Source organism: Halomonas sp. M20, from assembly GCF_020622265.1.
Classification (GTDB): Bacteria; Pseudomonadota; Gammaproteobacteria; order Pseudomonadales; family Halomonadaceae; genus Modicisalibacter.
Genome location: NZ_JACNMQ010000002.1, coordinates 509,227 through 535,795 on the forward strand (window position 1 = coordinate 509,227; position 26,569 = coordinate 535,795).

Below are 26,569 nucleotides of genomic sequence, written 5' to 3' on the forward strand. Positions count from 1 at the left end.
GTCTTGGCCTGGCGCCCATGGAGGGCGTCATCGATGCCCATGCCCGCGCCTTGCTCACGACACGTCCCGGTTTCGACTGGGCGGTGACGGAGTTCGTGCGCGTCGTCGATGCTCGCCTGCCACCTCGGGTGTTCTACAAGCATTGTCCCGAGCTCATTCATGCCCCTGCCGCGACACCGAACGGGACGCCGGTGCACCTGCAACTGCTCGGCTCCGATCCCGAAGCGCTTGCCGCCAATGCTCATCAAGCGCTCAAGTTGAACGCAACCTGTCTCGATCTCAATTTTGGCTGCCCTGCCAAGACGGTCAATCGTCACGATGGCGGCGCGTCCTTGCTGCGCGATCCTCGCCGGGTCGAAGGGGCAGTATCCGCCGTTCATACCGCTCTTGCCGGCGCCATTCCCGTCACTGCCAAAATCCGTCTCGGGTTTTCAGATCGTCGCCTGGCACTCGACTGCGCCAAGGCGGCAGAGGCCGGCGGCGCTGCCCATCTGGTGGTACATGGCCGCACGCGCGACGAAGGCTACCGCCCCCCGGCCCACTGGGAGTGGATCGCACGGATACGCCAGGCCCTGCACATACCGGTAATCGTCAATGGCGATATCTGGTCCCTGGAGGATTATTGGCGCGCCCGCAGTCTCTCGGGTTGCGAGGATGCCATGCTGGGTCGCGGCGCCCTGGCAGACCCGCTTCTTGCCTGCCGCATCCGCCATTGGCAAAGCACCGGCGAACGCTTGCCCGCTACCACTTGGCAGGTACGCGCGGAAATCCTGACCGCATATGCTGCGTTGCAGCGTATCACACTTCCCGAGCGTGTCGTGGTTTCACTACTTAAACAATGGTTGAATCACATGCGTGCACGGCACGAACAGGCTGGGCAGCGCTTTACGCTATTGCGTCGCGTGACACAGCTGGACTCATTCTTGGAGGGGCTGACGACTACCCTGGACACGGCTTAGCTATCGGCAAGAGAAAGAGGCGATAGGAAATGGGAGGGCTGAAACGCAATCACCCGCCTCGAATGAAGGCGGGTGATTAAAACTGGCGCGCCCGGGAGGATTCGAACCTCCGACCCTCTGATTCGTAGTCAGATACTCTATCCAGCTGAGCTACGGGCGCAGAAACAATTCAAGCAATATCGTATGATGACATGGCGCGCCCGGGAGGATTCGAACCTCCGACCCTCTGATTCGTAGTCAGATACTCTATCCAGCTGAGCTACGGGCGCTTGATCATCATGCTGCTCATGCGGCGGTCATGCCACGTTCAACAACGGTGTGAAGATGATGATGCACTGGCTATGAAGAATACCCAGTGAAGTGGCGGAGAGAGAGGGATTCGAACCCTCGATAGGGCTATAAACCCTATACTCCCTTAGCAGGGGAGCGCCTTCAGCCACTCGGCCATCTCTCCCTCATCAACACGGCGCGTAGATTACCGATTACGGCCTTGGCTGTCCACCCTTGAAAAGGAATTTCTGGGCAGACAAACCATCACGCCTCGGAGTCGTTGTCTTCGCCGCCGGTCTTTTCGCGCTGAATGCGCTGATAGATTTCTTCACGATGAACGGCAACGTCCCGAGGAGCATTGACACCGATGCGCACCTGATTACCTTTTACACCCAACACGGTGACGGTTATTTCATCACCTATCATCAACGTTTCGCCTACCCGGCGAGTCAGGATGAGCATGCTGATCTCCTTTCGAACTTCTTCCTAAAGGTTAGCTGCGATACGAACAAGCCTCGCAGCGCAATGCCTACATGCGATATATGCCACCGTGAGGCTGACTCTCTGGGGCATATTACACCCGACAGTCTCTTTGAATGAACTTTCTAAGTCCAATGTATCATTCGCGGAGAGCGAACTTGAACAGCTGCGTTTGGATTTTCACCGTTTTCATTCACTCTCAGGGTCTTTCTTGTCCAGGCCAAAGGCCTGATGAAGCATGCGCACGGCAAGCTCCATCTGCTTCTCATCGATCACCACGGAAATCTTGATTTCCGACGTGGATACCATCCGAATGTTGATGTTCTCTTCTGCCAGCGTGCGGAACATCCTGGAGGCCACCCCTGCATGGGAGCGCATCCCCACACCCACAAGTGAAACTTTAGCTATGTTATCGTCGCCACGCAATTCTCCTTCGCCCAGGTCCGGCAGCACCTGCTCCTTGAGGATCTTCATGGTCTGCTTGTAATCGCCTTTGGCCACGGTAAAGGTGAAATCGGTGTAATTGCCCGTTGGCGCCACGTTCTGCACGATCATGTCGACTTCGATATTGGCATCGGCAATCGGGCCGAGAATGCGCCAGGCAACGCCAGGAACGTCAGGCGTATTAAGCAGCGTTAGTTTGGCTTCGTTGGCAGTAAAGGCAATACCGGAAATTAGCGGCTCTTCCATGGAATCCTCTTCGTGTTGGTCGGCGATGATAAGGGTACCTGGGCCATCCTCGAAACTGGATAGTACCCGCAGGGGAACATTGTACTTGCCGGCGAACTCGACGGCGCGAATCTGTAATACCTTGGAACCCAGGCTCGCCAGTTCAAGCATCTCTTCTACGGTAATGGTTTCAAGACGCTGCGCTTTGGAACATACCCGGGGATCCGTGGTGTAGACACCATCGACATCGGTATAGATCTGGCACTCGTCTGCATTGAGCGCCGCCGCCAGGGCCACGCCGGTGGTATCCGAGCCGCCGCGACCCAGGGTCGTGATGTTGCCCTCTTCATCGACACCCTGGAAGCCGGCGACTACAACCACCTGCCCCTCCTCGAGATCCTGGCGCAAATCCTCTGTCTCGATGCGCTGAATACGCGCCTTGGTATGGGCGCTGTCGGTACGAATCCCGACCTGGGCACCGGTGTAGGAAGTGGCGGGCACTCCCGTCTTCTGCAGAGCCATGGCCAGCAGTGAAATGGTCACCTGCTCCCCAGTGGAAACCAACATGTCCATTTCACGAGGCGTTGGCTCATCGTTGATCTGACCGGCCAATTCGATCAGGCGATTGGTCTCACCACTCATTGCCGAAACGACCACTACGACCTGATGGCCTTGTTCCCGAAACCGCTTGACCTTTTCCGCGACGGCCTTGATGCGCTCGACAGTACCGACCGAAGTGCCGCCGAATTTCTGTACGTATAGCGCCATAGATTATTTATCCTTGAAGTCGTGAATTCATAAAATCCAGAGCCCCGCACCAGAGGCCCCAGCCCTCGCTTAGCTAGTTCAACTGGGTCTTGAGCCACGCTGGTACACTTTTCAACGCCTCTGGCAGGGCCGCGGCATCACTTCCCCCTGCCTGAGCCATATCCGCTCGCCCGCCACCCTTGCCGCCTACCTGGGCGGCAACATGATTGACCAGATCGCCGGCCTTTACCCTGGCAGTGAGGTCGTTAGTGACTCCGGCGATCAGGCTTACTTTATCCCCTGCGGTCGTCCCCAGTACTAATACCCCGGAACCCAGCTTGTTCTTGAGCTGATCGAGCAAGCCACGCAGCTCTTTGCCAGATACACCTTCGACCTGCTTGGCCAGCACCTTGATACCGGCGACTTCCATAGCCTCACCAAGCATGTCGCTTCCTGCAGCGCTAGTGAGCTTGGCCTTGAGCCGCTCGAGCTCCTTTTCCATCTCACGATTGCGTTCGAGCAGCGAGTCGATCCGCTGCTCCACCTGCTCTGGCTTGGCCTTGAGACGCTCGGCGATATACGCAACCCGGGCCTCCTGATCGCGAAAGTAAGCCAGCGCGCCTTCGCCGGTAATGGCTTCGATACGACGGACACCGGCAGCAATGCCGGTCTCCGAGAGGATATGGAAACAGCCGATGTCGCCACTGCGGGCGACATGGGTGCCGCCGCAGAGCTCGATGGAAAAGTCGTTGGCGCCGATGGTCAGCACCCGTACGCTATCGCTGTACTTGGCCTCGAACAGCGCCGCCGCTCCCTTGGCCTTGGCTTCATCCAGGGTCATCTGCTGGATATGAGTGTCCGCATTGGCCAGCACCTGCTGATTGACGATGGTCTCCACCTGGGCGAGCTGTTCAGTGCTCATTGCCTCGAAATGACTGAAATCGAAACGCAGCCGCTCGGCGGTCACCAAGGAGCCTTTCTGCTGCACATGATCGCCAAGCACACGCTTGAGCGCTTCATGCATCAAGTGTGTTGCCGAATGGTTGCGTACCGTCGCCGCGCGCAGACCAGCGTCCACCCGAGGCGTTACCGACGCGCCTGGCTGCAGTCGACCTTCGATCATCACGCCATGATGCAGGTGATGTCCGCCTTGCTTCTGGGTATCGGTGACCTGAAAACGCAGATTCGAGCCTTCGAGATAGCCGGTATCCCCTATCTGGCCACCAGACTCCCCATAAAACGGTGTGCGATCGAGTACTACCACGCCTTTGTCGCCTTCCCCGAGCTCGGCCAGCGCATTGCCGGCTTCATCGATCAGCGCGGTGACCCGGGACTCGTCCTCGAGATGCTCGTACCCACTAAAGGTCGTCTCCCCTTCGAGTTCCAGGCCTGCGGTGTAATCCGCACCGAACTGGCTGGCCGCTCGGGCCCGTTCGCGCTGGGCTTCGAGTTCACGCTGAAACCCCACTTCATCCAGGGTCACGCCGCGCTCACGACAAATGTCCGCGGTCAGATCGAAGGGAAAGCCGTAAGTGTCGTAAAGCTTGAACACCGTCTCGCCGGCCAGCACATCGCCATTCAGCTCACTTAGCGCCGTCTCCAACAGCCCCATGCCGTGTTCCAAGGTGCGGGCGAACTGCTCTTCTTCCTTGAGCAGAATTCTCTTGATCTGCGGGCGGGCCTTGCGCAATTCTGGGTAGGCATCGCCCATCTCCGCGTCCAGCGCCTCCACCAGTTTGTGGAAGAACGGCTCTCGAGCGCCCAGCTTATGGCCGTGGCGAACCGCACGGCGAATGATTCGGCGCAGCACGTAACCACGGCCTTCGTTGGAGGGCAGCACGCCATCCACGATCAGAAAGGCGCAGGAACGAATGTGATCCGCGATCACCCTGAGGGACGGCGCGGAATTATCCTCGTGACCGGTGGCTTCGGCAGCAGCGGTCAGCAGATTCTGAAACAGATCGATTTCGTAGTTGGAGTGCACCCCTTGCATCACTGCCGCGATGCGCTCCAGCCCCATGCCGGTATCGATGGAAGGCTTGGGCAATGGATTCATGTTGCCCGCTGCATCGCGATCGAACTGCATGAATACCAGGTTCCAGATCTCGATATAGCGGTCGCCGTCCTCTTCAGGGCTACCGGGAGGGCCGCCCCATACCTCCGGGCCGTGATCAAAGAAGATTTCCGAGCTGGGCCCACAGGGGCCGGTATCCCCCATCTGCCAGAAGTTGTCTTCATCGAGCTTCGAGAACCGCTCCGGGTCGATGCCGATCTCGTCTTTCCAGATGCGCTCGGCCTCGTCGTCGCCTATGTGCACCGTGACCCACAGTTTTTCCTTGGGCAAACCCAAGGTGCCGGTGAGGAAAGACCAGGCAAAGCGGATGGCATCCTGCTTGAAATAGTCGCCGAAGCTGAAGTTGCCCAGCATCTCGAAAAAGGTGTGATGGCGAGCGGTATAGCCGACGTTGTCCAGGTCGTTGTGCTTGCCGCCGGCACGCACGCAGCGCTGGGACGAGGTTGCCCGCACGTAAGGGCGCGGGTCGCGACCCAGGAATACATCCTTGAAAGGCACCATGCCCGCATTGGTGAACAACAGGGTCGGGTCATTGCCCGGCACCAGAGAACTCGACGGCACGATGCTGTGCCCTTGTTCTTCGAAAAAGCTCAAAAAGGCCTGTCTGATGTCTGCGCTTTTCATAGAAAACCCGTGGTAAATAAGCGTTTAGGCGCTGAGGGCAGGCGGTCGTTGCCTATCGATGATGGCTGATGATGGCTTGGCATATCACGAAGTGGACGCCACCCGGGGCCGTCGCGTGGCGAACTAGTATAACGCAGTCTTTAAACGACTAAAGGGGGGAGGTGAAGAAGCGCAAGGAAGCAATCAGCAGGAAAGCGACAGAAAAGAGGGCGTGGGAAGTTTAATGATCATCCCAGGCGTGGGAAAGCGCATGGCGGGTCTGATCGAAATCGAAGCCCCGTCCGGCCAGAAAGCGCTCCCGGCGAGCCCGCTCCCGTGGCGTATCACCGGCATCGTCAAAGCGCTTGGCAAGGGCTTCGCAGGCAAGAGAGAACCAGTTAACGTCCGCTTCCTCGAGGGCGTTACGAACTAGAACGCTTTCGATGCCGCGCTCACCCAGTTTCGCGCGAATCTTGAGCGGCCCTTGGTCCCGAGCAATGTAGGAGCGAACGAACACTTCGGCAAAACGCGCATCGGATTGTAGCCCTTCCTGGGCCAGACCATTCAGACATTCCGCAATGGCCTCGTCGTCGTGACCTTTGCCCGCCAGCCGCTTCTCCAATTCGAGGCGGGAATATTCACGGCGCGCAAGCAGGCGAATGGCGTCGTCCTTGGGGGACGCGCCACCCTCTGCCTTATTCACGCTGCCTGTTGCCCTTGTCGAGAAACCGGACATGCTTAGATCAGGCGATCTTCGCTGCCGTCATCCAGAGGTGCGGCTTCGGGTTCGGCTTCCTTACCTTCCTTGGCTTCAGCCTTGGGTTCCGGGGCGCTCAACAGCTGGCCACGGATGCCGCTTTCGATCTCGTCCATGATGGCCGGGTTGTCCTGAAGGAATTGAGCCGCGTTGGCCTTGCCTTGGCCGATCTTGTTGCCCTGGTAGCTGTACCAGGCGCCCGCCTTGTCCACCAGCTTGCACTGCACGCCCAGATCGACGACCTCGCCGGCATGGTAGATACCCTTGCCATAAAGAATCTGGAACTCCGCCTGACGGAACGGTGGCGCCACCTTGTTCTTGACCACTTTTACCCGGGTCTCGTTACCGGTGACCTCATCGCCAGACTTGACGGAGCCGGTACGACGAATGTCCAGGCGCACGCTGGAATAGAACTTGAGCGCATTACCGCCGGTGGTGGTTTCGGGGCTGCCGAACATGACACCGATCTTCATGCGAATCTGGTTGACGAACATCACCATGCAGTTGGCATTCTTGATGTTGCCGGTAATCTTGCGCAGGGCCTGGGACATCAGACGCGCCTGCAGGCCGACGTGGGAATCCCCCATCTCACCTTCGATCTCCGCACGCGGCGTAAGGGCCGCCACGGAATCGATGATGATCACATCGACGCCGCCGGAGCGCACCAGCATATCGCAGATCTCCAGCGCCTGTTCGCCTGTGTCCGGCTGGGACACCAGCAGGTCATCGAGATTGACGCCGAGCTTCTCGGCATAGCTCGGGTCGAGGGCGTGCTCTGCATCGATGAAGGCACAGGTCTTGCCCTGCTTTTGCGCCTGGGCGATGACCGAGAGCGTCAGCGTGGTCTTGCCGGAAGACTCCGGGCCGAAGATTTCTACCACTCGGCCTAGAGGCAAACCGCCGATACCCAAGGCGATGTCCAGCCCCAGGGAACCGGTGGATATGGAAGGCATGGTAACTCGGGGAGTGTCCCCCAGCCGCATTACGGTGCCCTTGCCGAACTGACGCTCGATTTGAGAGAGCGCAGCGCTTAGCGCCTTGGAACGATTGTCATCCTGAGCCATGAAGGTCTCCTGAAAATAACTGTATGATTGACCAGTATTATGCCGAAAAAAATCGTGCTCGCCTACTCTTTAAAATGTCGGCACCGACTATTTTTCAAGCCACTCGATGAGCCCTTCAAGGGCCACTCGTACCGCCTGATGCCTTACTGCGCTGCGATCCCCTTCGAACACGTAACGTGTCGACTGCTGCCGCGAGGCGTCTCCCCAGGCAAACCATACGGTCCCCACGGGCTTGTCGTCGCTGCCCCCGTCAGGCCCAGCGACTCCGCTGACCGCCACGCCGACATCCGCACCACTTTCGAGACAGGCTCCTTTCACCATGGCCTCCACGGTTTCCTGACTGACAGCACCGTAGCCCTCGAGCAGGGAGTCGGATACGTTCAACAGCCGGGTCTTGGAGGCATTGGCGTAAGTGACATAGCCGGTCTCGAAATAGTCCGAACTACCGGCGATATCGGTGATCGCCGCGGCGACCCCGCCCCCCGTACAGGATTCGGCGGTGGTCACTTGCGCTGATTGACGGCGACAAGCGCCCCCCAGGCGTTCACTCAGCTCTCTTAATTCACTTTCATGCTCCATGGTATTACCTCAACTCGTCCATATAAGTGACAAGAGTAGAACAGCAACTTTATCGATCGTTCAACGCCACCTTCGATCAGTATCCGTGCCGAAGCATCACGCAAGACGTCAATCTCGACGAAACGCTCACATCACCTTTTCACACCCGGGCCCGACGCCTTCACCCGTTCCCAGATCGACCCAGGGCAGGATTGCCAATGGCGGCGCCACCAGCGCGCCCAGTACTGAAAGCACGCCTCGTGAGATGAGCTCTCGACTCACCAAATCGACCCCGGGCGAGTCGAAGGGGCCCTGCAAGCGTATCGGCGAGTCGGATGCCAGCAGGCTAGCATCCTTGGAATGCGACTCGAACACCAGGTTCATGTGCTCCCGAGCCAGGTCGATCGAGCCACCTCCGGCAGAGTGAGATTGAGCTTCAATGAGGTCATAGGAATGTCCTCGACCTGAACGTTGTCTGCCCGGTAGACCACGTCTGCATCCATGCGCCGCAGTCTCTTGAGGCTCCATTTCACGTCGGTAAAGATACCCGCTTGCTGTGTCTGCCTGGTAGCACGGCGCTGTTGACGGGCAGAGGCAGCCTCATCGGGGCCGGTTTGCGGTGTACCCCCAAACAGTGGTGCCAGATCGTCTAGCTCCAGTCGCCGGGGTTTGAGGGTGGCCCATAGGATGCTTCGCTCTCCAAGACGCAGGCGAACGTCGCCGCTGACATCGCTGACGGCAAAATACCCGTCTAGATCGAACAGCCGCACCAGATCCTTCTTCTCTGCAGGTAAGCCTGCCTTGTTCGATGTCGATCGCTTGCAGATCGAAAGGCAGCTCCCCGCTGGTGCTTTTGTCTTCCTTTTTCTCCTCGGGCGTCAGGTTTGACCAGTTGTCGCGACCATCCTCGCGCCGGGCCAAGTGGATGCACGGCCGATTCAAATACAGTCGCTCGAGAACGAGGTTGCCCTGAAATAGCGCCGCGAGAGAAATATCGACCTCGAGAGCCCCAAGATCGAGCATATGCTTTTCGGGCGCCCAGTCCGGGTTGGCAATACGGATATCTTCGAGTTAAAACGACAAGGGCCAGCTCCAATCGATGTCGTGGGCAGCGATCTCGACTTCCCGCCCATTGAGGCACTGGCTGATCTGACCCTCGAACAGCGCCTGGGCCCAGCGGGATTCCGCCAGCCACATGAGCGCAACGACCAGTGCCAGCAGGACCAGCACAGCACCAAGACTCCATCGGGCAATCCTTGCCATACAGCCTCCATGTCCTTTTGCTTTTGTTGGCGTCTTTTGTCCCATCAGCATAGCCACTATCGACAGCCTGGCGCAGAGTTCGTGCAGTGCGCCGTTCACACCTGTTTGCGTGAGTTGACCAGGCTAGGGCCAGTCTGTCGAAAGCGCATCGTCCTGATATAGAATGGCCGCCCATCGACTCAAGAGATTCGCAGACATCATGCCCGACGCGCTCGAGACGACTCCCAGCCATACGCCCATGATGGCGCAATATCTCAAGATCAAGCGGGATCACCCCGGGGTATTGCTGTTCTATCGCATGGGCGATTTCTACGAGCTGTTCTTCGACGATGCCCGACGCGCCGCTCAACTGCTCGATATCACCCTAACTCAGCGCGGTCAGTCCGGGGGCAAGCCGATCCCCATGGCCGGCGTGCCCTATCACAGCGCCGAAGGGTATCTGGCGCGATTGGTCAGAGGCGGTGAGTCCGTGGCCATCTGCGAACAGATTGGCGACCCGGCTACCAGCAAAGGGCCAGTAGAGCGCAAGGTCGTTCGCATCGTCACCCCGGGCACGCTGCATGACGAAGCCCTGCTCGATGCCAGACGCGACAATCTCCTGCTTGCCTTGCATCGGCATCGCGGGGGCTGGGGAATCGCTTGGCTGGAACTTGCCAGCGGTCGTTTCAGCCTGCTCGAAGTGGACAACGACGCTGACCTACTGGCGGAGATTCATCGTCTCGACCCTGCGGAACTGCTGATCGCCGAGGGGCTCGAGCTGCCCGCAAGCCTTGCCGGGCGCAGCGGCCTCAAGCGCCAGAGCGAATGGCTATTCGATCTGGAATCCGCAACGCGATTGCTTTGCGATCAATTCGGGGTCAACGATCTGCGCGGTTTCGGCTGTGCGCATCTGCATCATGGCATCACCGCGGCAGGCGTACTGATCGATTACGCCCGGGACACCCAGCGCACCTCTCTGCCCCATGTGACGGCGCTGAGCGTGGAAAATCGCGACGATACGGTCATCATCGATGCGGCCAGTCGGCGCAATCTCGAGATCGACACCAATCTCAATGGTACCGGCGACAACACCCTGGCGAGCGTACTCGACACCACTGCCACGGCGATGGGTTCGCGTTTGCTCAAACGCTGGCTCAATCGGCCACTGCGCAGTCGCGAACAGATTACCGCGCGTCAGGGGGCGGTGCAGTTGTTGCAGAGCAACGAGGCCTACGCGCCACTTCACGAGAATCTCAAGCGAATTGGAGACGTCGAGCGCATTCTGGCCCGGATCGCGCTGCGCAGCGCCCGACCTCGGGATCTGGCACGACTGAGAGACGCGCTCAATGCACTGCCGACGTTACAGCAGGATCTGGAAACGCTGGATACGGGAAGCGTTCTTGACGACCTGCGTCAGTACATCCATCCCTATCCGACGCTAGCGGATCTTCTGACCCGCGCCTTGATAGACAATCCGCCGGTGGTCATTCGCGAAGGGGGCGTGATCGCCCCGGGCTTCGATGAAGAGCTCGATGAGTTTCGCGGCCTGGCGGAGCATGCCGGCGACTACCTGATCAAACTCGAGACCCGGGAGCGAGAGCGCACCGGGCTGGCAGGGCTGAAGGTCGGTTACAACCGGGTGCATGGCTACTACATCGAGATTCCCCGCGCCCAGGCCCGGGACGTGCCGGCGGACTACATTCGGCGCCAGACACTGAAGAACGCGGAACGCTTCATCATTCCTGAGCTCAAGGAGTTCGAAGACAAGGCGCTGTCGGCAAAATCCAAGGCCTTGGCCCGCGAAAAGCTCCTTTACGAAGGCCTGATCGATGCCTTGGGCGCCGAGCTTGTTTCTTTGCAAGCAACGGGCCAGGCGCTTTCCACTCTGGATGTACTGAGCAGTTTTGCCGAACGTGCCCTGGCACTGGATTTCGTCCGCCCTCAGCTACTCGATACGCCAGGCATCTATATTACCGGTGGACGTCACCCGGTGGTCGAACATGTCAGCGAAACGCCCTTCGTGCCCAACGACCTGCGCCTGGATGCCGGTCGGCACATGCTGGTAATCACCGGCCCCAACATGGGCGGCAAGTCTACCTACATGCGTCAGGCGGCGTTGATTGCGCTGCTCGCCCACTGCGGTAGCTTCGTGCCCGCGGATGATGCCGAGATCGGCATGCTGGATCGTATCTTCACCCGTATCGGTTCGAGCGACGACCTTGCCGGCGGGCGCTCCACCTTCATGGTGGAGATGACTGAAACCGCCAGCATCCTGCACAACGCCACCGAGAAGAGCCTGGTGCTGATGGATGAGATCGGACGCGGCACCAGCACTTTCGATGGGCTGTCTCTGGCCTGGGCCAGCGCCGAGCACCTCGTCCGGGTAAAAGCCTTTACCCTGTTTGCCACCCACTACTTCGAGATGACCGCACTCCCGGAGCAGCTCGACGGAGTGGCCAACGTGCATCTCACCGCAGCGGAACACAAGGACGGCATCGTGTTCATGCACCGTGTCGAGGACGGCCCGGCCAGTCAGAGTTACGGTCTGCAGGTCGCACAGCTCGCCGGTGTGCCACAGTCCGTGATTACCAGGGCACGGGATAAGCTGGCCCTTCTCGAACAGCAGGAAGTCGATCAAGGCCAGCGCCACCCTACGCGATACGATAAGGCTGCCGGCGCAACGCCTCAGCAAGCGGATCTATTTGCCAGCCCGACTCACCCGATGGTCGAGGAAGTCGGCGAACTAGATCTGGATACACTGACTCCCCGCCAGGCGCTGACTCTGCTCTATAAATGGCAGGAAAACGCCCGCTAGGCATCTTGTCCGCGTCGAAGACTCCTATTAAAATGGCGCCGAAAATTAACTTTTATTAATTTTCGGTGTGATGTCGATGATATAGCCTGCTAACAGGCTTTGTAGAATATGAGGAAAAACCATGACATTCGTCGTCACCGAAAACTGTATCCGCTGCAAGTACACCGACTGCGTCGAGGTGTGCCCAGTCGACTGCTTTTACGAAGGACCCAACTTTCTGGTGATCCACCCCGACGAATGCATCGATTGTGCACTGTGCGAGCCGGAATGCCCTGCTGAAGCGATCTTCTCCGAGGACGAATTGCCAGCAAATCAGCAGCACTTCATCGAACTCAACGCCGAGCTTGCCGAGGTGTGGCCGAACATTACCGAGAAGCAGGATCCTCCGGAAGATGCTGAAGCCTGGGACGGCAAACCCGGCAAGATTGAACAACTCGAACGCTAGGAAAAATACCGCTTCGAGGATGGCTACGTCTTGTTCTAAAAGGATTGAAGTAACATGGATCATTATAAAAGTTGCGTTACCCAGAACCTCAGCCATCATATCGATCTCAACGACGAGGATGTGCGGCTTTTAGCCGAGCTGGAAGAAGATCCCACCAATGTCAAGAAACACACCGAACTCTGGGAAACCGGCAGAGCGGCGGAGAAGCTCTATACCTTGCGCAGTGGCTGGGCCTTCGCCTTTCGCAGGAATGAGGATGGCTCGCGGCAGGTAATGGACATCTACGTTCCCGGTGACGTATTGGGTATTCGCGATGTCACTTTCGAGCACCATTACACCAGCGCCTGCATGCTCACCGACGGCATAATCTGTCCGTTCCCCACAGAGCGACTGCATTACATCTTTGGTCGCTCGCCCAAGCTGGCCATGGGGTTGCATGCCGCCGCCGCACGACAGCAGATGATCATCATGGATCGGTTGGTCAACGTGCTAAGTCATGATGCCAAGGCGCGCATCGCGCATTTTACGTTGGAAATATATTACCGCTTGAAGCGAATCGGCGCCGACGTAGAAAATGGCTATGGCCTCCCGATTACGCAAAAGCAGATCAGCATGCTACTGGGCATCAGTGAAGTACACCTTAGCCGCACCATGAGCGAACTCGAAGAGATGGGATTGCTGCGCAAGACCCGCAAGAAGCTTCAAGTACTTGATATTGACCGCCTGTCCGAGCTGGCACGCTTCACGCCGGATCGTTTCAATGACGAGCTAAACCCCTTGCTGCAAACCTGGTAAGTGGCAGATGAATAAGCGCAGCCTAAAGAATAGTTACCGAATGTTAAATGTTAATCCAGGTTATTTATATAACTAGGTTAATTTCCGTACACTGCGCGCATCGAGTACGGAAGAGTCAACCGGGCGCTAAACAAAGAGTAAAGGAATCTACTCTTGGCGCCATGGAAGGTTGGACAAGGAAGCTCGATTACATGGCAGGAAGCCGTAATCTAGGGATTTATTGGGCAGAAGGATTCTGCCCTCAGTGCTACGGAAGGTTGAACAAGGAAGTTCGGTAGGAACGTAAGGAAACTGCGTCCAAAAAGCCCGGCCAAGAAGGCCGGGCTTTTTCGTATCTGCTAGATGGTGATTAAGTGCATCAGACACGAAAAAGGCGACCCGAAGGTCGCCCGCTCCCAGCCGTTCCTTGGGGGTAAATTCCTTATACCCATTTCCCTTGGCCTCTTCCTTGTCCGGTCACAACATCCTGTCCTGCCGGGCGAGCCAACGACTAGCTGCTTCCCTGCTGTTAGCGCTTGGCTAACGAAGTCCTGTATTCATTCTGTCAGATCGAGAAAACCCCGCAACGGGGGCCAATATCGGCGGATACAGCTCAGACTTTAGCGGTTTTTTTAAAATCAATTGGCAAACAATAGCTTAGCTCTAATTATAGTTAGATAAAGCTGATTTTGTATTGTTTTGTCCATAAATACGTCGCGCTTTTGTAGGAAATATCTTACAAAAACTGGAGATATTGACGACAATCAAGAAAGGCAGGAGACGGTGGCGGAACAACAGAGCCGCGCACAACAAGCCGGCGGCATCATGTGCCGCCGGTAAACAGTTCTGAAATAGACGCTTCTAAAATAGCCCAATGCAATTACATCGGCATCATGAAGAGCGCTTCAGCCTTGGCCTTTGATGGCCTTGAGCCCTGGATAACGTGCCTTGTCGCCCAACTCCTGCTCGATCACCAATAGACGGTTGTACTTGGCGATGCGATCCGAGCGGCTCAGCGAGCCGGTCTTGATCTGGCCGGCACAGGTGGCCACGGCAAGGTCGGCGATGGTGGTGTCCTCGGTCTCGCCGCTGCGATGAGATATCACCGCAGTGAAGCCGGCGTCCTGGGCCATGCGGATCGCGTCCAGTGTTTCGGAAAGTGAACCGATCTGGTTGAACTTGATCAGGATCGAGTTGCCGATGGACTCATCGATACCCCGCTTGAGAATCTTGGTATTGGTGACGAACAGATCGTCGCCCACCAGCTGCACATTGTCGCCGAGCTTCTCGGTGAGCAGCTTCCAGCCATCCCAGTCGGATTCATCCATGCCATCCTCGATAGAAACGATGGGGTACTGCTCGACAAGCTCTGCCAGGTAGTCGACGAATCCCGCGGCATCATAGCGTTTGCCTTCGCCAGCCAGGTCATACTGGCCGCCCTTGTAGAACTCCGAGGAAGCACAGTCGAGTGCCAAGGTGATGTCTTTACCCAGCTCGTAGCCCGCGTCCGCTACCGCCTGTTTGATCACCGCCAAGGCCTCGGCGTTGGAATCCAGATCTGGGGCGAAGCCGCCTTCATCACCCACGGCCGTGGCCAGGCCTCGCCCGGAGAGCACCTTCTTCAGGGCGTGGAAGATTTCCGCGCCCATGCGCAGCGCCTCACGAAAATTCGGCGCGCCGACGGGCTGGATCATGAACTCCTGCATGTCGACGTTGTTGTCCGCGTGCTCGCCACCGTTGATGATGTTCATCATCGGCACCGGCATGCTGTACTGGCCGGGCTGACCGTAGAGCTCGGCGATATGGGCGTAGAGCGGTACGTCCTGCTCGGCGGCAGCGGCTTTGGCGGCAGCGAGAGAGACCGCAAGAATGGCGTTGGCACCCAGGTTAGCCTTGTTATCGGTGCCGTCGAGCTCCAGCATGGCGTTGTCCAACGCCCGCTGATCGCGAGCATCCATGCCGACGAGGCGTTCGCGAATCTTGCCATTCACCGCCTCGACCGCCTTGAGCACGCCCTTGCCCAGGTAGCGGGATTTATCGCCATCGCGCAGTTCCAGCGCTTCCCGGGAGCCGGTTGAAGCGCCACTTGGCGCACAAGCATTGGCGCGCACACCGCTCTTGAGAATGACCTCGGCCTGCACGGTCGGATTACCACGTGAGTCGAGTACTTCCAGCGCGCGAATATCGGCGATCTCTGCCATGTCGTGTCGTCCTTCTATATCGTTAAGCGTTATCGAAAACCATGGTTACCGGACCTGAATATCGGGGAACCCTTTGATCAAATCGTCGAGCTGCTTGAGCTGGCTCAAGAAGGGCTCGAGCTTATCCAGCGGCAGCGCACAAGGGCCGTCACATAGGGCGTTGTCCGGATCGGGATGGGCCTCGAGGAAGAGTCCGGCCAGGCCCACCGCGACCCCGGCCCGGGCCAGATCGAACACCTGGGCACGCCGACCATCGGCGCTGTCCGAACGCCCGCCCGGGCGCTGCAGAGAATGGGTCACGTCGAAGATGACCGGAAAGCCGGTCTGCTTCATCTCGCCGAAACCCAGCATGTCGACCACCAGATTGTTGTAGCCGAAGCTCGAGCCACGTTCGCAGAGGAGCAGGCGATCATTACCCGCCTCTCGGCACTTCTTGATGATATGACGCATTTCAGGAGGGGCGACGAACTGGGGCTTCTTGATGTTGATCACCGCGCCGGTCTCGGCCATGGCCACCACGAGATCGGTTTGCCGTGCCAGAAAAGCGGGTAGCTGAATGACATCGGCCACTTCTGCCACGGGTTTGGCCTGCCAGGGTTCATGCACGTCGGTAATTACCGGCACATTGAAACGACGCTTGACCTCGGCGAATATCGCCAGCCCCTTGTCCAGACCCGGCCCCCGATAGGAGTGGATCGAGCTGCGGTTGGCCTTGTCGAAGCTGGCCTTGAAGACATAGGGAATACCCAGCTTCGCGCAAACCTCGACATAGGCGGCGGCGGTCTCCAGGGCGAGCGCCTCGGATTCCAGCACATTGATGCCACCGAACAGCGTCAGCGGCCGGGCATTGCCGACTTCGAGGCCGGCAAACTCGACGATTTTCTTGCTCATGATTCCTCGACCCGCGGACGCGAACGCGCCGCCTTATGCTCCAGCGCCGCCTGCACGAAACCGGAAAACAAAGGATGTCCGTCCCGCGGCGTGGAGGTGAATTCTGGATGAAACTGACAGGCCACGAACCAGGGGTGATCCGGCAATTCGATCATTTCCACCAGGGAATTGTCGACGCTCTTGCCGGAGACTACCAGCCCCGCCGTTTCCAACGCTTCAACGAACTGATTGTTGACCTCGTACCGGTGGCGATGGCGCTCGGTAATGGCCTCCAGCCCATAGGCCTGATGCGCCTTGGAGCCCGGCTTGAGCTGACAGACCTGACCGCCCAGGCGCATGGTCCCGCCCAAGTCGGATGCCTCGTCGCGCAATTCGATCTTGCCTTCCGGCGTGATCCATTCAGCAATGAGGGAAATCACCGGATGCTGCGTATCCCGGCTGAACTCCGTGGAGTTGGCATCCTCCCAGCCGGCTTTATTCCGCGCGAACTCGATCACCGCGACCTGCATGCCCAGACAGATGCCCAGGTAGGGCACGCCCTGCTCCCGGGCATAGCGGGCCGCCGTGATCTTGCCCTCAACGCCCCGTTCACCGAAGCCTCCAGGCACCAGAATCGCATCCTTGCCCGCCAGGCGCTCGGTGCCGTGACGTTCGATGATCTCTGCATCGACATAATCGATGTTGATCTTGACCCGGGACTGAATGCCAGCGTGAATCAAGGCTTCATTGAGCGACTTGTAGGCATCGAGCAGTTCCATGTACTTGCCGACCATGGCGATGTTGATCGACTTCAAGGGGTTGAGCTTGGCATCCAGCACGTGGATCCATTCACCGAGATCCGCTTCCGGGGCTTCGAGACGCAGCTTGTCGCAGACGATCTCGTCCAAGCCAAATTCATGCAGCATCAATGGAATGCGATAAATGGTGTCCGCATCCTGCAGCGGCACCACGGCCCGCTCTTCGACGTTGGTGAACAGCGCAATCTTGCGCCGCTCGACCTCTTCTAGCTCCACCTCGCTTCTGCAGATCAGGATGTCCGGCTGGATGCCGATGGAGCGCAGCTCCTTGACGCTATGCTGGGTCGGCTTGGTCTTGGTCTCGCCGGCGGTCTTGATGTAAGGCACCAGGGTCAGGTGCATGAACAGCGCTCGGCTTGCGCCAACTTCGCTGCGCAACTGACGAATGGATTCGAGAAACGGTAGGGATTCGATATCCCCCACGGTGCCACCGATTTCCACCAGGGCTACGTCGAAACCCTCGCCACCAGCGTAGACGCGGCGCTTGATCTCGTCGGTGATGTGCGGAATCACCTGCACGGTGCCGCCCAGGTAGTCGCCGCGACGCTCCTTGCGCAACACGTATTCGTAGACGCGACCGGTAGTGAAGTTGTTGGCCTGGGTCATTTTTGTGCGAATGAAACGCTCGTAGTGCCCCAGGTCGAGATCGGTCTCCGCGCCATCTTCGGTGACGAACACCTCGCCATGCTGGAATGGGCTCATGGTGCCCGGGTCGACGTTGATGTACGGGTCCAGCTTGAGCATGGTGACCTTGAGGCCGCGTGCCTCGAGAATCGCTGCGAGAGAGGCCGAGGCGATGCCCTTGCCGAGAGAGGACACAACGCCGCCGGTCACGAAGATATATCGCGTCATGGAAAACCTGTCGAATCGTGAGCAGAAGCTCTGAAAAAGGGCCGCAAGGAGAATCGGGCCCGGATGGGACGCCAGAATAGCAGACTCGGGGTGGGGGCTCAATTTTGGCGCGGCGACGCTTGGGTGCCGAGACGGACCGCCGCATTTCAACATGCTTAGACATTGATATAAGCTTGAGCACGAATCTCATCCAAGACAACGAGACCGCATAAATAGACACGGCGTTGGAACCGTAGGGGAAGTACAGTGGAGATCATCGACAACGTCAGCCGACTACTCGGCGACGACCTGAAGGACACCCTGCGTCCCGGCGCCCGGCTCAAGATCGCGGCCTCCTGCTTCTCGATCTACGCCTTTGAAGCGCTCAAGGATGAGCTGGAGACGCTGGACTCGGTCGAGTTCATCTTCACCTCACCCACCTTTGTGCCGGACCAGGCCAGCGACAAGTTCCGCAAGGAGCACCGTGAGTTCCACATCCCCAAGGCGGAGCGCGAGCGCAGCGTCCACGGCAGCGAGTTCGAGATCCAGCTCAAGAACAAGCTGACCCAGCGGGCCATTGCTCGTGAGTGCGCCGACTGGATGCGCCGCAAGGCTCGCTTCCGCTCCAACCGCGGCCAGCCGGCCATGCAGCCCTTTGCCGGTGTTGCCGCCCCAGGCGGCGACACCGTCTATATACCGCTGCAGGGCTTCACGGCAGTGGATCTGGGCTACCAGCAGGGCAACGCGGTCTCCAACTTCGTCACCCGCTTCAGCGAGCCAGCGCATACCTCTCAGTTTATGGCCCTCTTCGACCAGCTGTGGCAGGACGAAGAGAAGCTCGAGGACGTCACCGAACGGCTGCGCGAGCATATCGCTTCGGTCTACCGGGAGAACCCGCCGGAGCGGATCTACTTCCTGATGCTCTACCACATCTTCCATGAGTTTCTGGAAGACCTCAGTGAGGACGTGCTGCCCAACGACCGTACCGGCTACCAAGACAGCGCCGTCTGGCAGAAGCTGTTCAACTTCCAGCGTGACGCGGCCACCGGCATCATCAACAAGCTGGAGACCTATAACGGCTGCATCCTGGCCGACAGCGTGGGGCTCGGGAAGACCTTCACTGCCCTGGCGGTCATCAAGTACTACGAGCTGCGCAACCGTTCCGTGTTGGTGCTGTGCCCCAAGAAGCTCGCCGACAACTGGCTGACCTACAACCGCAACCTGACCACCAACGTACTGGCCCAAGACCGCCTGAATTACGACGTACTGTGCCATACCGACCTGCAGCGCACCCGCGGCGAATCCTTCGGCATGCCGCTGGATCGCGTTAACTGGGGCAACTACGATCTGGTGGTGATCGACGAGTCTCATAACTTCCGCAACAACGACGTCTACAAGGATCGCGAGACCCGCTACCAGAAGCTGATGAACCAGGTCATCCGTGCGGGTGTGAAGACCAAGGTACTGATGCTCTCGGCCACGCCGGTCAACAACCGCTTCACCGATCTGAAGAACCAGCTGGCCTTGGCCTACGAGGGCGAAGCCAAGAACCTGACCCGCCATCTTAGCGGCGCCAAGGACATCGAAGGCATCTTCCGGCGCGCCCAGGCCACATTCAACGAATGGTCGGCGCTCCCGCCCGAGAAGCGCACCACGGGTGTCATCCTGCAGGCGCTGGACTTCGACTTCTTCGAGCTGCTGGACAGCGTGACCATCGCCCGTTCACGCCGGCATATCGAAACCTTCTACGATACCAGCGATATCGGAAGTTTCCCTGAGCGGCGTAAGCCGCTCTCCTTTCACTGCCCTCTCACCCACCGAACCGATGTGATCGGCTTCAACGAGATCTTTCAGCAGCTCTCCCAGCTCAAGCTCTCGGTCTACGCCCCGATCAGCTACATCCTGCCCAGCCGCCTCAAGAAGTACGAAGAGATGTACGATACTGAAGTGTCCAGTGGCGGCGGTAGCTTCAAGCAGGTGGACCGTGAGAAGAGCTTGCAAGCCCTGATGACCACCAACCTGCTCAAGCGACTGGAGAGCTCGGTGGCGGCGTTTCGCCTGACGCTGGAGGGGCTTCAGGATAGCTACACAACCATCCTGAAGAAGATCGAGGCCTTCAATATTACCGGCCGCTCGGAGAGCTTCGCGGATATCACCGCGGCCTTCGAAGACGCCGCCCCCGAAGACGACAGTATCCCCATGCCGGACGATACCACGGTGGGCAAGAAGGTCCAGATCAGCCTGGAGGACATGGACCTGCCATCCTGGGAGCATGACCTGAGTACTGACCTTGTATGGATCGAACTGTTGCTGGAGGAAATGGCCAAGGTCACCCCGGCCGATGATGCCAAACTGCAGCACCTCAAAACGCAAATCGCCAGCAAGCTGGCCTCGCCGATCAACCCCGGCAACCGCAAGGTGATGATCTTCACCGCCTTTGCGGATACAGCCAAGTACCTCTACGACAATCTGGCGCCTGGTCTGCTGGAGAGTCAGGACGTACACACTGGTATGGTGACCGGCAGCGATGCGCCGAAATCGACTATTGGCGCCATGCCCAACAGTCGCCAGCACTACGACTTCCAGGGCCTGCTGACGCTGTTCGCCCCGCAGGCCAAGAGCAAGGCCATGGTCTACCCGAGTGAGCCCCGCGAGCTGGACATCCTGATCGGGACCGACTGCATCTCGGAAGGCCAGAACCTGCAGGACTGCGATTACCTGATCAACTACGACATCCACTGGAACCCGGTGCGCATCATCCAACGCTTCGGGCGCATCGACCGCATCGGCTCACCCAACGCCAGCATCCAGCTGGTCAACTACTGGCCGGACATCAGCCTGGACGAGTACATCAACCTCAAGGAGCGGGTCGAGAACCGCATGGTGATCGCCGACGTCACCGCCACCGGCGACGATAACGTGCTCAATGCCCAGTCCAACGACGTCGCCTACCGTCGCGAGCAGCTGCGCCGCCTGCAGGATGAAGTGGTGGAGATGGAAGACCTCAAGTCCGGCGTGTCGATCACCGACCTGGGCTTGAACGAGTTCCGAATGGACCTGCTGGGCTACATGAAGGAGAACGGCGACCTGAGCCGACTCCCCAACGGCCTGCACACCGTCGTGCCGGCCCACCCCGAGAAGGGCCTGAAACCTGGGATCATCTTCACTCTGCGCAACCTCAATCAGCGGGTAGCTCACCAAGGGCATGGCCTACAGCAGCAGAACCGTCTGCACCCTTTTTATCTGGTCTACATCAGCCACACCGGCGAGGTGATCAGCGACTACACCGAGGTCAAGCGCCTGCTCGACCTGGCACGCACCGCCTGCAAGGGCTATAGCGAGCCCGTCGAAGCCGTCTATCGTGCCTTCAACGAGGAAACCCAAGACGGCCGGGAGATGCACACCTATTCGGCGTTACTGGATCAGGCCATCCGCTCGATGATCGAGGTAAAGGAGGACAGGGACATCGACAGCCTGTTCACCGGTGGCGCGACCACGGCGCTAGTCGATATCATCGAAGGGCTCGACGACTTCGAGCTGATTACCTTTATCGTCATTCGTGAGGCAGGCTCAGCCACTTACATGGGCACGGAGCGCCATGCAGCCAGCAGGGAGAGCGGAAAAGAGACATGACGGCACCGCTCTACCAGTACCCCCACAAGACGCTGCTCGGCCGCGTGGTGGCCAAGCAGCGCATACTGGCGCAGGTGCGGGCCACCGCCAAGCTCCGGGAGCGCCTGCGGGACGACGTCGCCCAGATCACCTGGCATGCCAAGCTGGCCCATGGCACGCTCAACCTGCCCGGCACCTTTGAGGTGCCGGAGCTGCAGGTCTTCGTGATTACCCTCAAGCGCGATGATCTGCACCGAGACGTGCTGCGGGCCATCGACCGTGCCATTCCCTTTCCGATCCTGTTCGAGCTACATGGCGGCCGCGGCATCCGGGTCACCGCTGCCTACAAGCGACCCAGCCAGGCCGATCCCAGCAAATGGGTGCTGGATGACCACTACGCCAGCAGCGACTGGCAGCCAGCCGAGACGCCTAGGCAACAGCTGCCCACGGCCATTGATCTGAAACAGCTCTACCAGCAGCTGCTGCGTAGCCTGCTTCCATCGCCGGCGCATGAGGGCGAAGCCCTGCCGGATCAGCTGGAGCGCTTGAGGGCCCTGGAAGCCCTAAAGAAGGATGCCGACAAGCTCGATAAGCGCCTTCGCAACGAAAAACAGTTCAACCGCAAGGTCGAGATCAACGCCGAGCTGCGTTCGATCCGTGAGAAAATTGCCGACTATGACACCTGATCACGACCGCAGAGGTCCGGAGACACGCAACACCATGGACAAGTTGAAAATGCACTCGCCCAACCTGACCGAGGACAGTATCGCCAAGCTGGCCGAGCTCTTCCCTAGCTGCGTCACGGAAGCGCGGGATGAGCAGGGGCGGGTGAAGCAAGCCATCGACTTCGACCAGCTGCGCCAGGAGCTCTCCGACCATATCGTCGATGGGCCCCAGGAGCGCTATCACCTCAACTGGCCCGGCAAGCGGGAAGCCCTGCTGGCAGCCAATGCGCCCATTGCCAAGACCCTACGCCCCTGTCGGGAAGAGAGTGTCGATTTTGATAATACGAAAAACCTTTTCATCGAGGGAGATAACCTTGAGGCTCTAAAACTCCTCCAAGAAACTTATCTCGGGAAGGTGAAGGTTATTTATATTGATCCACCTTATAATACGGGGAATGATTTTGTCTATCATGATAAGTATTGTTCAACAGTAAATGATTATTTAAATTCTTCATTGCAAAAAGATGAGCATGGGGAACGCTTAGTCGCAAACCCTGAGACAAGTGGAAGATTCCATTCAGATTGGCTAAGCATGATGTACCCCAGATTGCGTCTAGCAAAAAATTTATTGCGTGATGACGGAGTCATTTTCATCTCTATCGATGATGGAGAAGTGTCTGGACTAATCAAGGTTTGCGAGGAAATATTTGGTGGTGAGAATTTTGTTGGGTCAGTTTCTTGGAGGAAAAAGAGGAAAGGAAGCTTTCTTTCTAAAAAAATTGTTTCTGTTACAGAGTGGTTGCTTGTTTTCAGTAAGAGCCCCGATATTAAGCTCTACGGTGGAAAAGCCGATGAGGCTGAATCGCAACCATTGATAAAAAGAACCAACCCGGTTGGGAAGCTCGTTTTTCCAGAAGGCTCTATTTCAACAAGATTAAACGATGGAGTATATGAAAAAGGAGTCTATGGTAATGGCTCTAGCGCTGTAGAGCTTCTAGATGATACTGAAGTTTCAAATGGGTTTTTCTCGACTTCTCTTTTTGTTAAAGGTCCATTTGTCTGGAGTCAGTCATATCTGGATGATCAGTTTAGTAAGGGTGCTACCTTTACAGTAAATACTATTAATTTTCAAATAAGGGCTTTTAAGGCGCCTGATGAAAATTCATTTAAGGGTCTTTCTTCGTTAATTGATGGGGTTGAATTTGGGGCTACTAATGAAGCAGGTTATGAGCAGCTGAAGTGGCTCCTTGAGGCTGAGGGTATTATGAGCTACCCAAAACCCTTTCAGTATATAGAAATACTGCTAGATGCTGCTGCTCATTGGGATCATGATGCATTGGTCATGGACTTTTTTTCGGGCTCATCTACGACTGGTCATGCTGTAATGAGCTTGAATTCTAAGGACGGTGGGAATAGACGGCATATTGCAATTCAGCTGGCTGAAGAATGCGAAATTAGCAGTGCGGCTTACCAGGCTGGATACACTACTGTGGCAGAAATTGGCAAAGAGCGGCTCCGGCGAAGTGGTCAGAATATTCTCCAAGGCGAACATCACTCTGGATGGCTTAAGGATGTCGGTTTTCGTGTCTTTAAGTTAGATAATTCAAATATGGATGACATCTGGTACTCACCGGATGGGTTGAAGCAATCTGATATCCTTGGCCTTGTTGATAACATTCGTAAAGGCCGTACATCTGAAGACCTTCTCTTCCAAATCTTGCTTGACTGGGGCGTAGACCTTTCGCTTCCCATTTCTCGCCAGGAGCTTGATGGAAAAACCGTCTTCTTCGTCGATGGAGACGAGAAGTATATGGCCCTGGCCGCTTGCTTCGACCTGGATATCGACGAGGCATTCGTCAAGCAGCTCGCCGAATACGAGCCGCTGCGCGTAGTGTTCCGCGATGCCGGCTTTGCCAGCGACAGCGTCAAGATCAACGTCGAGCAGGTCTTCGCCCAGAAGTCGCCCAATACCGAGGTGAAGGTGATATGACCAAGGGCAAAAATGGCCAGGGCAGCCAACTGATTCGCAACAGCACGGCGGAATTTCTGATTTTCACCGGGCAAAGCGGTGAGCAGAGCATCGAGGCTCGCTGCGAGGATGGCACCATCTGGCTCTCGCAGAAGCTCATCGCCGAGCTGTTCGGTGTCACCAAGCCCACCATCAATGAGCACCTCAAGAATGTTTATGTCGAGGGCGAGCTGGACCACGAGGCAACTGTTAGGAAATTCCGAACGGTTCAACAGGAGGGCCAGCGAAAGGTCTCCCGCTCGGTGGAATACTACAATCTAGATGCCATCATTTCAGTAGGCTACCGGGTCAACTCGATCCGTGCGACCCAGTTCCGGCAGTGCCGAGCAGATCTTCGCCCAGAAGTCGCCCAATATCAACGTCAAGGTAATCTCACCCGATGAGCATGGACGAGCAGGCGCTGACGCAGTTGCTGCACTCCCTGATCGAGCGCTGGGAGAGCGAGGTGGTCGAATTCAAGCGCGGTGGCAAGGGCTTCTCCACCTCGGACTTGGGCAAGTACCTCTCGGCGTTGGCTAATGAGGCGAACCTGCGAGCCGGTGAAAGCGCCTGGCTGGTCTTTGGGATCGACGACAAGACCCGACGCATCCTGGGGTCCGAGTTTCGGCAAGCCTCCGGTGAGCTCGACAGGCTCAAGATGCAGATAGCCGACGGCACCGAGCCCAGCATCACCTTCCGCAACATCCACGAGCTGCAAACTTCAGAGGGCCGGGTGTTGCTGTTCGAGATTCCGGCCGCGCCGATGGGGATGCCTATCGCCTGGCAAGGGCACTACTATGCCCGCGCCGGGGAAAGCCTGACCAGCCTTAGCCTGGACAAGCTGGATGCGATCCGGCGACAGACCGAGGCCACCGACTGGTCCGTTCAGCTGGTGCCGAATGCCACGCTCGATCATCTCGACCCCGAGGCGGTCAGCAAGGCCCGCGAATCCTTCGCCCAGAAGTACGCCAACCGCTTTGAAACCGGCGAAGTGAAGGACTGGCCGCTGGCGACCTTCCTAGATCGCGCCAAGCTGACGTTGGACGGCAAGGTGACCCGGGCGGCCATCCTCCTGCTCGGCAAGGAGGAGGCAGCACCACTACTATCCCCTCATCCGACGCAGCTGACCTGGAAGCTGGAGGGGCCGGAGCGAGCCTATGAGCATTTCGCACCGCCTTTTCTGTTGACCACCACACAGCTGTATCAGCGTATTCGCAATATCCAACTGCGACTGCTACCACAGGACGAGTTGCTGCCTGTCGAGGTCTCCAAGTACGACCAAAAAATCGTATTGGAAGCATTACACAACTGCATTGCGCATCAGGACTACGTCCGCAATGCTCGTGTGGTGGTGATCGAGCATTCCGACCGCCTGGTGTTTGAAAATGAAGGCAACTTTTTCGATGGCGAGCCCAGCGACTACCTGGAAGGGCACCGGGTCCCGAGGCGCTACCGCAACCCCTTCCTGACTCAGGCCATGGCGGAGCTCAACATGATAGATACCATGGGCTACGGCATTCATGACATGTATTCGCGCCAAGCCAAGCGTTACCTTCCGTTACCGGACTATGACCTGAGCGAGCCAGGTGCCGTCAGGCTGAGCATTTATGGCGGTGTGGTCGACTCAGCTTATAGCCGTCTGTTAATCCAGAAAACGGATCTGCCTCTGATTGACGTATTAGCGCTGGATCGAATACAAAAAAAGCTGCCGATTGCTGATGAAGCGATAGCTCGTCTCAAGCGAGCCGGTCTAATTGAAGGGCGCAAACCCAATTTCCACGTATCCGCTCGTGTGGCCGGGGCGACTGCCGGCAAGGCGGACTACATTCGCACCCGCGCTCAGGACGATGAGTTCTACGCCAAACTATTGACGGATTATCTCGAAAAATTTGGTCAGGCCAACCGCGCCGAGGTTGAGGCACTACTGTCCGACAAGCTCAGCGATGCTCTCAAAAATGAGCAAAAACGCCATAAAATTAGCAATCTACTGACTAAACTTCGACGTCGTGGAGCAATCCGGAACATAGGTTCACGTGGCAAACCTACCTGGACGCTTGCAGAATGAAAAAGAGCTGAAGGCTCAATCTATTTATAATTTAATCTTAAT

The 26,569-nt window shown here is 57.7% G+C and carries 21 protein-coding genes, 3 tRNA genes and 1 pseudogene; 9 read left to right on the forward strand and 16 right to left on the reverse strand.

Annotation, left to right across the window (positions count from 1 at the left end; all coding sequences use genetic code 11):
- The first annotated feature begins 17 nt into the window (after window positions 1-17).
- Complete coding sequence (locus H7850_RS07980) at window positions 18-959, forward strand: tRNA dihydrouridine synthase (RefSeq protein ID WP_227369175.1); 942 nt, start codon at window positions 18-20, stop codon at window positions 957-959.
- A gap of 83 nt (window positions 960-1,042) precedes the next feature.
- Here the strand turns inward: H7850_RS07980 and H7850_RS07985 are convergent.
- The 13 genes and pseudogenes from H7850_RS07985 to H7850_RS08045 form a co-directional block, all read right to left on the reverse strand.
- A tRNA-Arg gene (locus H7850_RS07985) sits at window positions 1,043-1,119 on the reverse strand.
- Window positions 1,120-1,151: 32 nt separating this feature from the next.
- A tRNA-Arg gene (locus tag H7850_RS07990) sits at window positions 1,152-1,228 on the reverse strand.
- A gap of 92 nt (window positions 1,229-1,320) precedes the next feature.
- A tRNA-Ser gene (locus tag H7850_RS07995) sits at window positions 1,321-1,413 on the reverse strand.
- 80 nt (window positions 1,414-1,493) lie between these two features.
- Window positions 1,494-1,691 carry a carbon storage regulator CsrA gene (gene csrA / locus H7850_RS08000; protein ID WP_227368992.1) on the reverse strand — a complete coding sequence of 66 codons (198 nt, stop codon included), beginning with the start codon at window positions 1,689-1,691 and terminating at the stop codon, window positions 1,494-1,496.
- 207 nt (window positions 1,692-1,898) lie between these two features.
- Entirely contained in the window at window positions 1,899-3,146 is a 1,248-nt protein-coding gene (locus tag H7850_RS08005; protein ID WP_227368993.1) for an aspartate kinase, read from the reverse strand.
- Between the two features lie 73 nt (window positions 3,147-3,219).
- Window positions 3,220-5,823, reverse strand: a complete 2,604-nt coding sequence (gene alaS, locus H7850_RS08010; protein WP_227368994.1) for an alanine--tRNA ligase — start codon at window positions 5,821-5,823, stop codon at window positions 3,220-3,222.
- A gap of 220 nt (window positions 5,824-6,043) precedes the next feature.
- Window positions 6,044-6,505 carry a regulatory protein RecX gene (locus H7850_RS08015; protein ID WP_227368995.1) on the reverse strand — a complete coding sequence of 154 codons (462 nt, stop codon included), beginning with the start codon at window positions 6,503-6,505 and terminating at the stop codon, window positions 6,044-6,046.
- A gap of 35 nt (window positions 6,506-6,540) precedes the next feature.
- Window positions 6,541-7,623 (reverse strand): recombinase RecA, encoded by a 1,083-nt coding sequence (gene recA, locus H7850_RS08020; protein ID WP_227368996.1) that lies wholly within the window; start codon window positions 7,621-7,623, stop codon window positions 6,541-6,543.
- Between the two features lie 87 nt (window positions 7,624-7,710).
- Window positions 7,711-8,202, reverse strand: a complete 492-nt coding sequence (locus H7850_RS08025) for a CinA family protein (RefSeq protein ID WP_227368997.1) — start codon at window positions 8,200-8,202, stop codon at window positions 7,711-7,713.
- Window positions 8,203-8,328: 126 nt separating this feature from the next.
- Window positions 8,329-8,565, reverse strand: coding sequence for a hypothetical protein (locus H7850_RS08030; RefSeq protein WP_227368998.1), 237 nt, complete (start codon window positions 8,563-8,565; stop codon window positions 8,329-8,331).
- On the reverse strand, window positions 8,562-8,951 hold the full coding sequence (locus H7850_RS08035; RefSeq protein WP_227368999.1) for a hypothetical protein: 390 nt from the start codon (window positions 8,949-8,951) through the stop codon (window positions 8,562-8,564). The genes H7850_RS08030 and H7850_RS08035 overlap by 4 nt, the downstream gene beginning before the upstream one ends.
- 55 nt (window positions 8,952-9,006) lie before the next feature.
- Window positions 9,007-9,204, reverse strand: a pseudogene (locus H7850_RS18315) (hypothetical protein); the annotation flags it as partial.
- A 48-nt stretch (window positions 9,205-9,252) separates the two neighbouring features.
- A complete protein-coding gene (locus H7850_RS08045; RefSeq protein ID WP_227369000.1) occupies window positions 9,253-9,444 on the reverse strand; it encodes a hypothetical protein in 192 nt (63 codons plus the stop codon).
- A gap of 199 nt (window positions 9,445-9,643) precedes the next feature.
- Between H7850_RS08045 and mutS the strand changes: the two genes are divergently transcribed.
- The 3 genes from mutS (at window position 9,644) to H7850_RS08060 (ending at window position 13,478) form a co-directional block, all read left to right on the forward strand.
- Window positions 9,644-12,238, forward strand: a complete 2,595-nt coding sequence (gene mutS, locus H7850_RS08050; protein WP_227369001.1) for a DNA mismatch repair protein MutS — start codon at window positions 9,644-9,646, stop codon at window positions 12,236-12,238.
- Between the two features lie 121 nt (window positions 12,239-12,359).
- Window positions 12,360-12,683 carry a ferredoxin FdxA gene (fdxA, locus tag H7850_RS08055; protein ID WP_227369002.1) on the forward strand — a complete coding sequence of 108 codons (324 nt, stop codon included), beginning with the start codon at window positions 12,360-12,362 and terminating at the stop codon, window positions 12,681-12,683.
- Window positions 12,684-12,737: 54 nt separating this feature from the next.
- Entirely contained in the window at window positions 12,738-13,478 is a 741-nt protein-coding gene (locus tag H7850_RS08060; protein ID WP_227369003.1) for a Crp/Fnr family transcriptional regulator, read from the forward strand.
- 884 nt (window positions 13,479-14,362) lie between these two features.
- Here the strand turns inward: H7850_RS08060 and eno are convergent.
- From eno to H7850_RS08075, 3 genes are read right to left on the reverse strand one after another with little or no spacing between them, the layout of a single operon-like run.
- Window positions 14,363-15,658: a phosphopyruvate hydratase gene (gene eno, locus H7850_RS08065; protein ID WP_227369004.1), complete on the reverse strand. Its 1,296-nt coding sequence runs from the start codon at window positions 15,656-15,658 to the stop codon at window positions 14,363-14,365.
- Window positions 15,659-15,703: 45 nt separating this feature from the next.
- A complete protein-coding gene (kdsA, locus tag H7850_RS08070; protein WP_227369005.1) occupies window positions 15,704-16,549 on the reverse strand; it encodes a 3-deoxy-8-phosphooctulonate synthase in 846 nt (281 codons plus the stop codon).
- Window positions 16,546-18,198 carry a CTP synthase gene (locus H7850_RS08075; protein WP_227369006.1) on the reverse strand — a complete coding sequence of 551 codons (1,653 nt, stop codon included), beginning with the start codon at window positions 18,196-18,198 and terminating at the stop codon, window positions 16,546-16,548. Before H7850_RS08075 ends, kdsA begins: the two co-directional genes overlap by 4 nt.
- A 246-nt stretch (window positions 18,199-18,444) precedes the next feature.
- Here H7850_RS08075 and H7850_RS08080 point away from each other — a divergent pair, with 246 nt between their 5' ends.
- From H7850_RS08080 to H7850_RS08100, 5 genes are read left to right on the forward strand one after another with little or no spacing between them, the layout of a single operon-like run.
- Entirely contained in the window at window positions 18,445-21,810 is a 3,366-nt protein-coding gene (locus H7850_RS08080) for a helicase-related protein (protein WP_227369007.1), read from the forward strand.
- The gene (locus tag H7850_RS08085; RefSeq protein ID WP_227369008.1) at window positions 21,807-22,475 is read left to right on the forward strand and encodes a DUF4391 domain-containing protein; all 669 of its coding nucleotides are present in this window, start codon (window positions 21,807-21,809) and stop codon (window positions 22,473-22,475) included. The genes H7850_RS08080 and H7850_RS08085 overlap by 4 nt, the downstream gene beginning before the upstream one ends.
- Before the next feature lie 34 nt (window positions 22,476-22,509).
- Entirely contained in the window at window positions 22,510-24,444 is a 1,935-nt protein-coding gene (locus tag H7850_RS08090; RefSeq protein ID WP_227369009.1) for a site-specific DNA-methyltransferase, read from the forward strand.
- The gene (locus H7850_RS08095; RefSeq protein ID WP_227369010.1) at window positions 24,441-24,866 is read left to right on the forward strand and encodes a virulence RhuM family protein; all 426 of its coding nucleotides are present in this window, start codon (window positions 24,441-24,443) and stop codon (window positions 24,864-24,866) included. Before H7850_RS08090 ends, H7850_RS08095 begins: the two co-directional genes overlap by 4 nt.
- Window positions 24,863-26,527 (forward strand): RNA-binding domain-containing protein, encoded by a 1,665-nt coding sequence (locus H7850_RS08100; RefSeq protein ID WP_227369011.1) that lies wholly within the window; start codon window positions 24,863-24,865, stop codon window positions 26,525-26,527. The genes H7850_RS08095 and H7850_RS08100 overlap by 4 nt, the downstream gene beginning before the upstream one ends.
- Window positions 26,528-26,569: the final 42 nt, after the last annotated feature.

What these genes read in the sequence shown, in the direction of transcription:
- csrA (WP_227368992.1), bottom strand. Translation starts at nt 1,691, where the DNA reads ATGCTCATCCTGACTCGCCGGGTAGGCGAAACGTTGATGATAGGTGAT.
- eno (WP_227369004.1), bottom strand. Translation starts at nt 15,658, where the DNA reads ATGGCAGAGATCGCCGATATTCGCGCGCTGGAAGTACTCGACTCACGT.
- recA (WP_227368996.1), bottom strand. Translation starts at nt 7,623, where the DNA reads ATGGCTCAGGATGACAATCGTTCCAAGGCGCTAAGCGCTGCGCTCTCT.
- H7850_RS08095 (WP_227369010.1), top strand. Translation starts at nt 24,441, where the DNA reads ATGACCAAGGGCAAAAATGGCCAGGGCAGCCAACTGATTCGCAACAGC.
- alaS (WP_227368994.1), bottom strand. Translation starts at nt 5,823, where the DNA reads ATGAAAAGCGCAGACATCAGACAGGCCTTTTTGAGCTTTTTCGAAGAA.
- kdsA (WP_227369005.1), bottom strand. Translation starts at nt 16,549, where the DNA reads ATGAGCAAGAAAATCGTCGAGTTTGCCGGCCTCGAAGTCGGCAATGCC.
- H7850_RS08030 (WP_227368998.1), bottom strand. Translation starts at nt 8,565, where the DNA reads ATGAACCTGGTGTTCGAGTCGCATTCCAAGGATGCTAGCCTGCTGGCA.
- H7850_RS08045 (WP_227369000.1), bottom strand. Translation starts at nt 9,444, where the DNA reads ATGGCAAGGATTGCCCGATGGAGTCTTGGTGCTGTGCTGGTCCTGCTG.
- H7850_RS08090 (WP_227369009.1), top strand. Translation starts at nt 22,510, where the DNA reads ATGGACAAGTTGAAAATGCACTCGCCCAACCTGACCGAGGACAGTATC.
- H7850_RS08005 (WP_227368993.1), bottom strand. Translation starts at nt 3,146, where the DNA reads ATGGCGCTATACGTACAGAAATTCGGCGGCACTTCGGTCGGTACTGTC.
- H7850_RS07980 (WP_227369175.1), top strand. Translation starts at nt 18, where the DNA reads ATGGAGGGCGTCATCGATGCCCATGCCCGCGCCTTGCTCACGACACGT.
- H7850_RS08100 (WP_227369011.1), top strand. Translation starts at nt 24,863, where the DNA reads ATGAGCATGGACGAGCAGGCGCTGACGCAGTTGCTGCACTCCCTGATC.
- H7850_RS08085 (WP_227369008.1), top strand. Translation starts at nt 21,807, where the DNA reads ATGACGGCACCGCTCTACCAGTACCCCCACAAGACGCTGCTCGGCCGC.
- H7850_RS08075 (WP_227369006.1), bottom strand. Translation starts at nt 18,198, where the DNA reads ATGACGCGATATATCTTCGTGACCGGCGGCGTTGTGTCCTCTCTCGGC.
- fdxA (WP_227369002.1), top strand. Translation starts at nt 12,360, where the DNA reads ATGACATTCGTCGTCACCGAAAACTGTATCCGCTGCAAGTACACCGAC.
- mutS (WP_227369001.1), top strand. Translation starts at nt 9,644, where the DNA reads ATGCCCGACGCGCTCGAGACGACTCCCAGCCATACGCCCATGATGGCG.
- H7850_RS08025 (WP_227368997.1), bottom strand. Translation starts at nt 8,202, where the DNA reads ATGGAGCATGAAAGTGAATTAAGAGAGCTGAGTGAACGCCTGGGGGGC.
- H7850_RS08060 (WP_227369003.1), top strand. Translation starts at nt 12,738, where the DNA reads ATGGATCATTATAAAAGTTGCGTTACCCAGAACCTCAGCCATCATATC.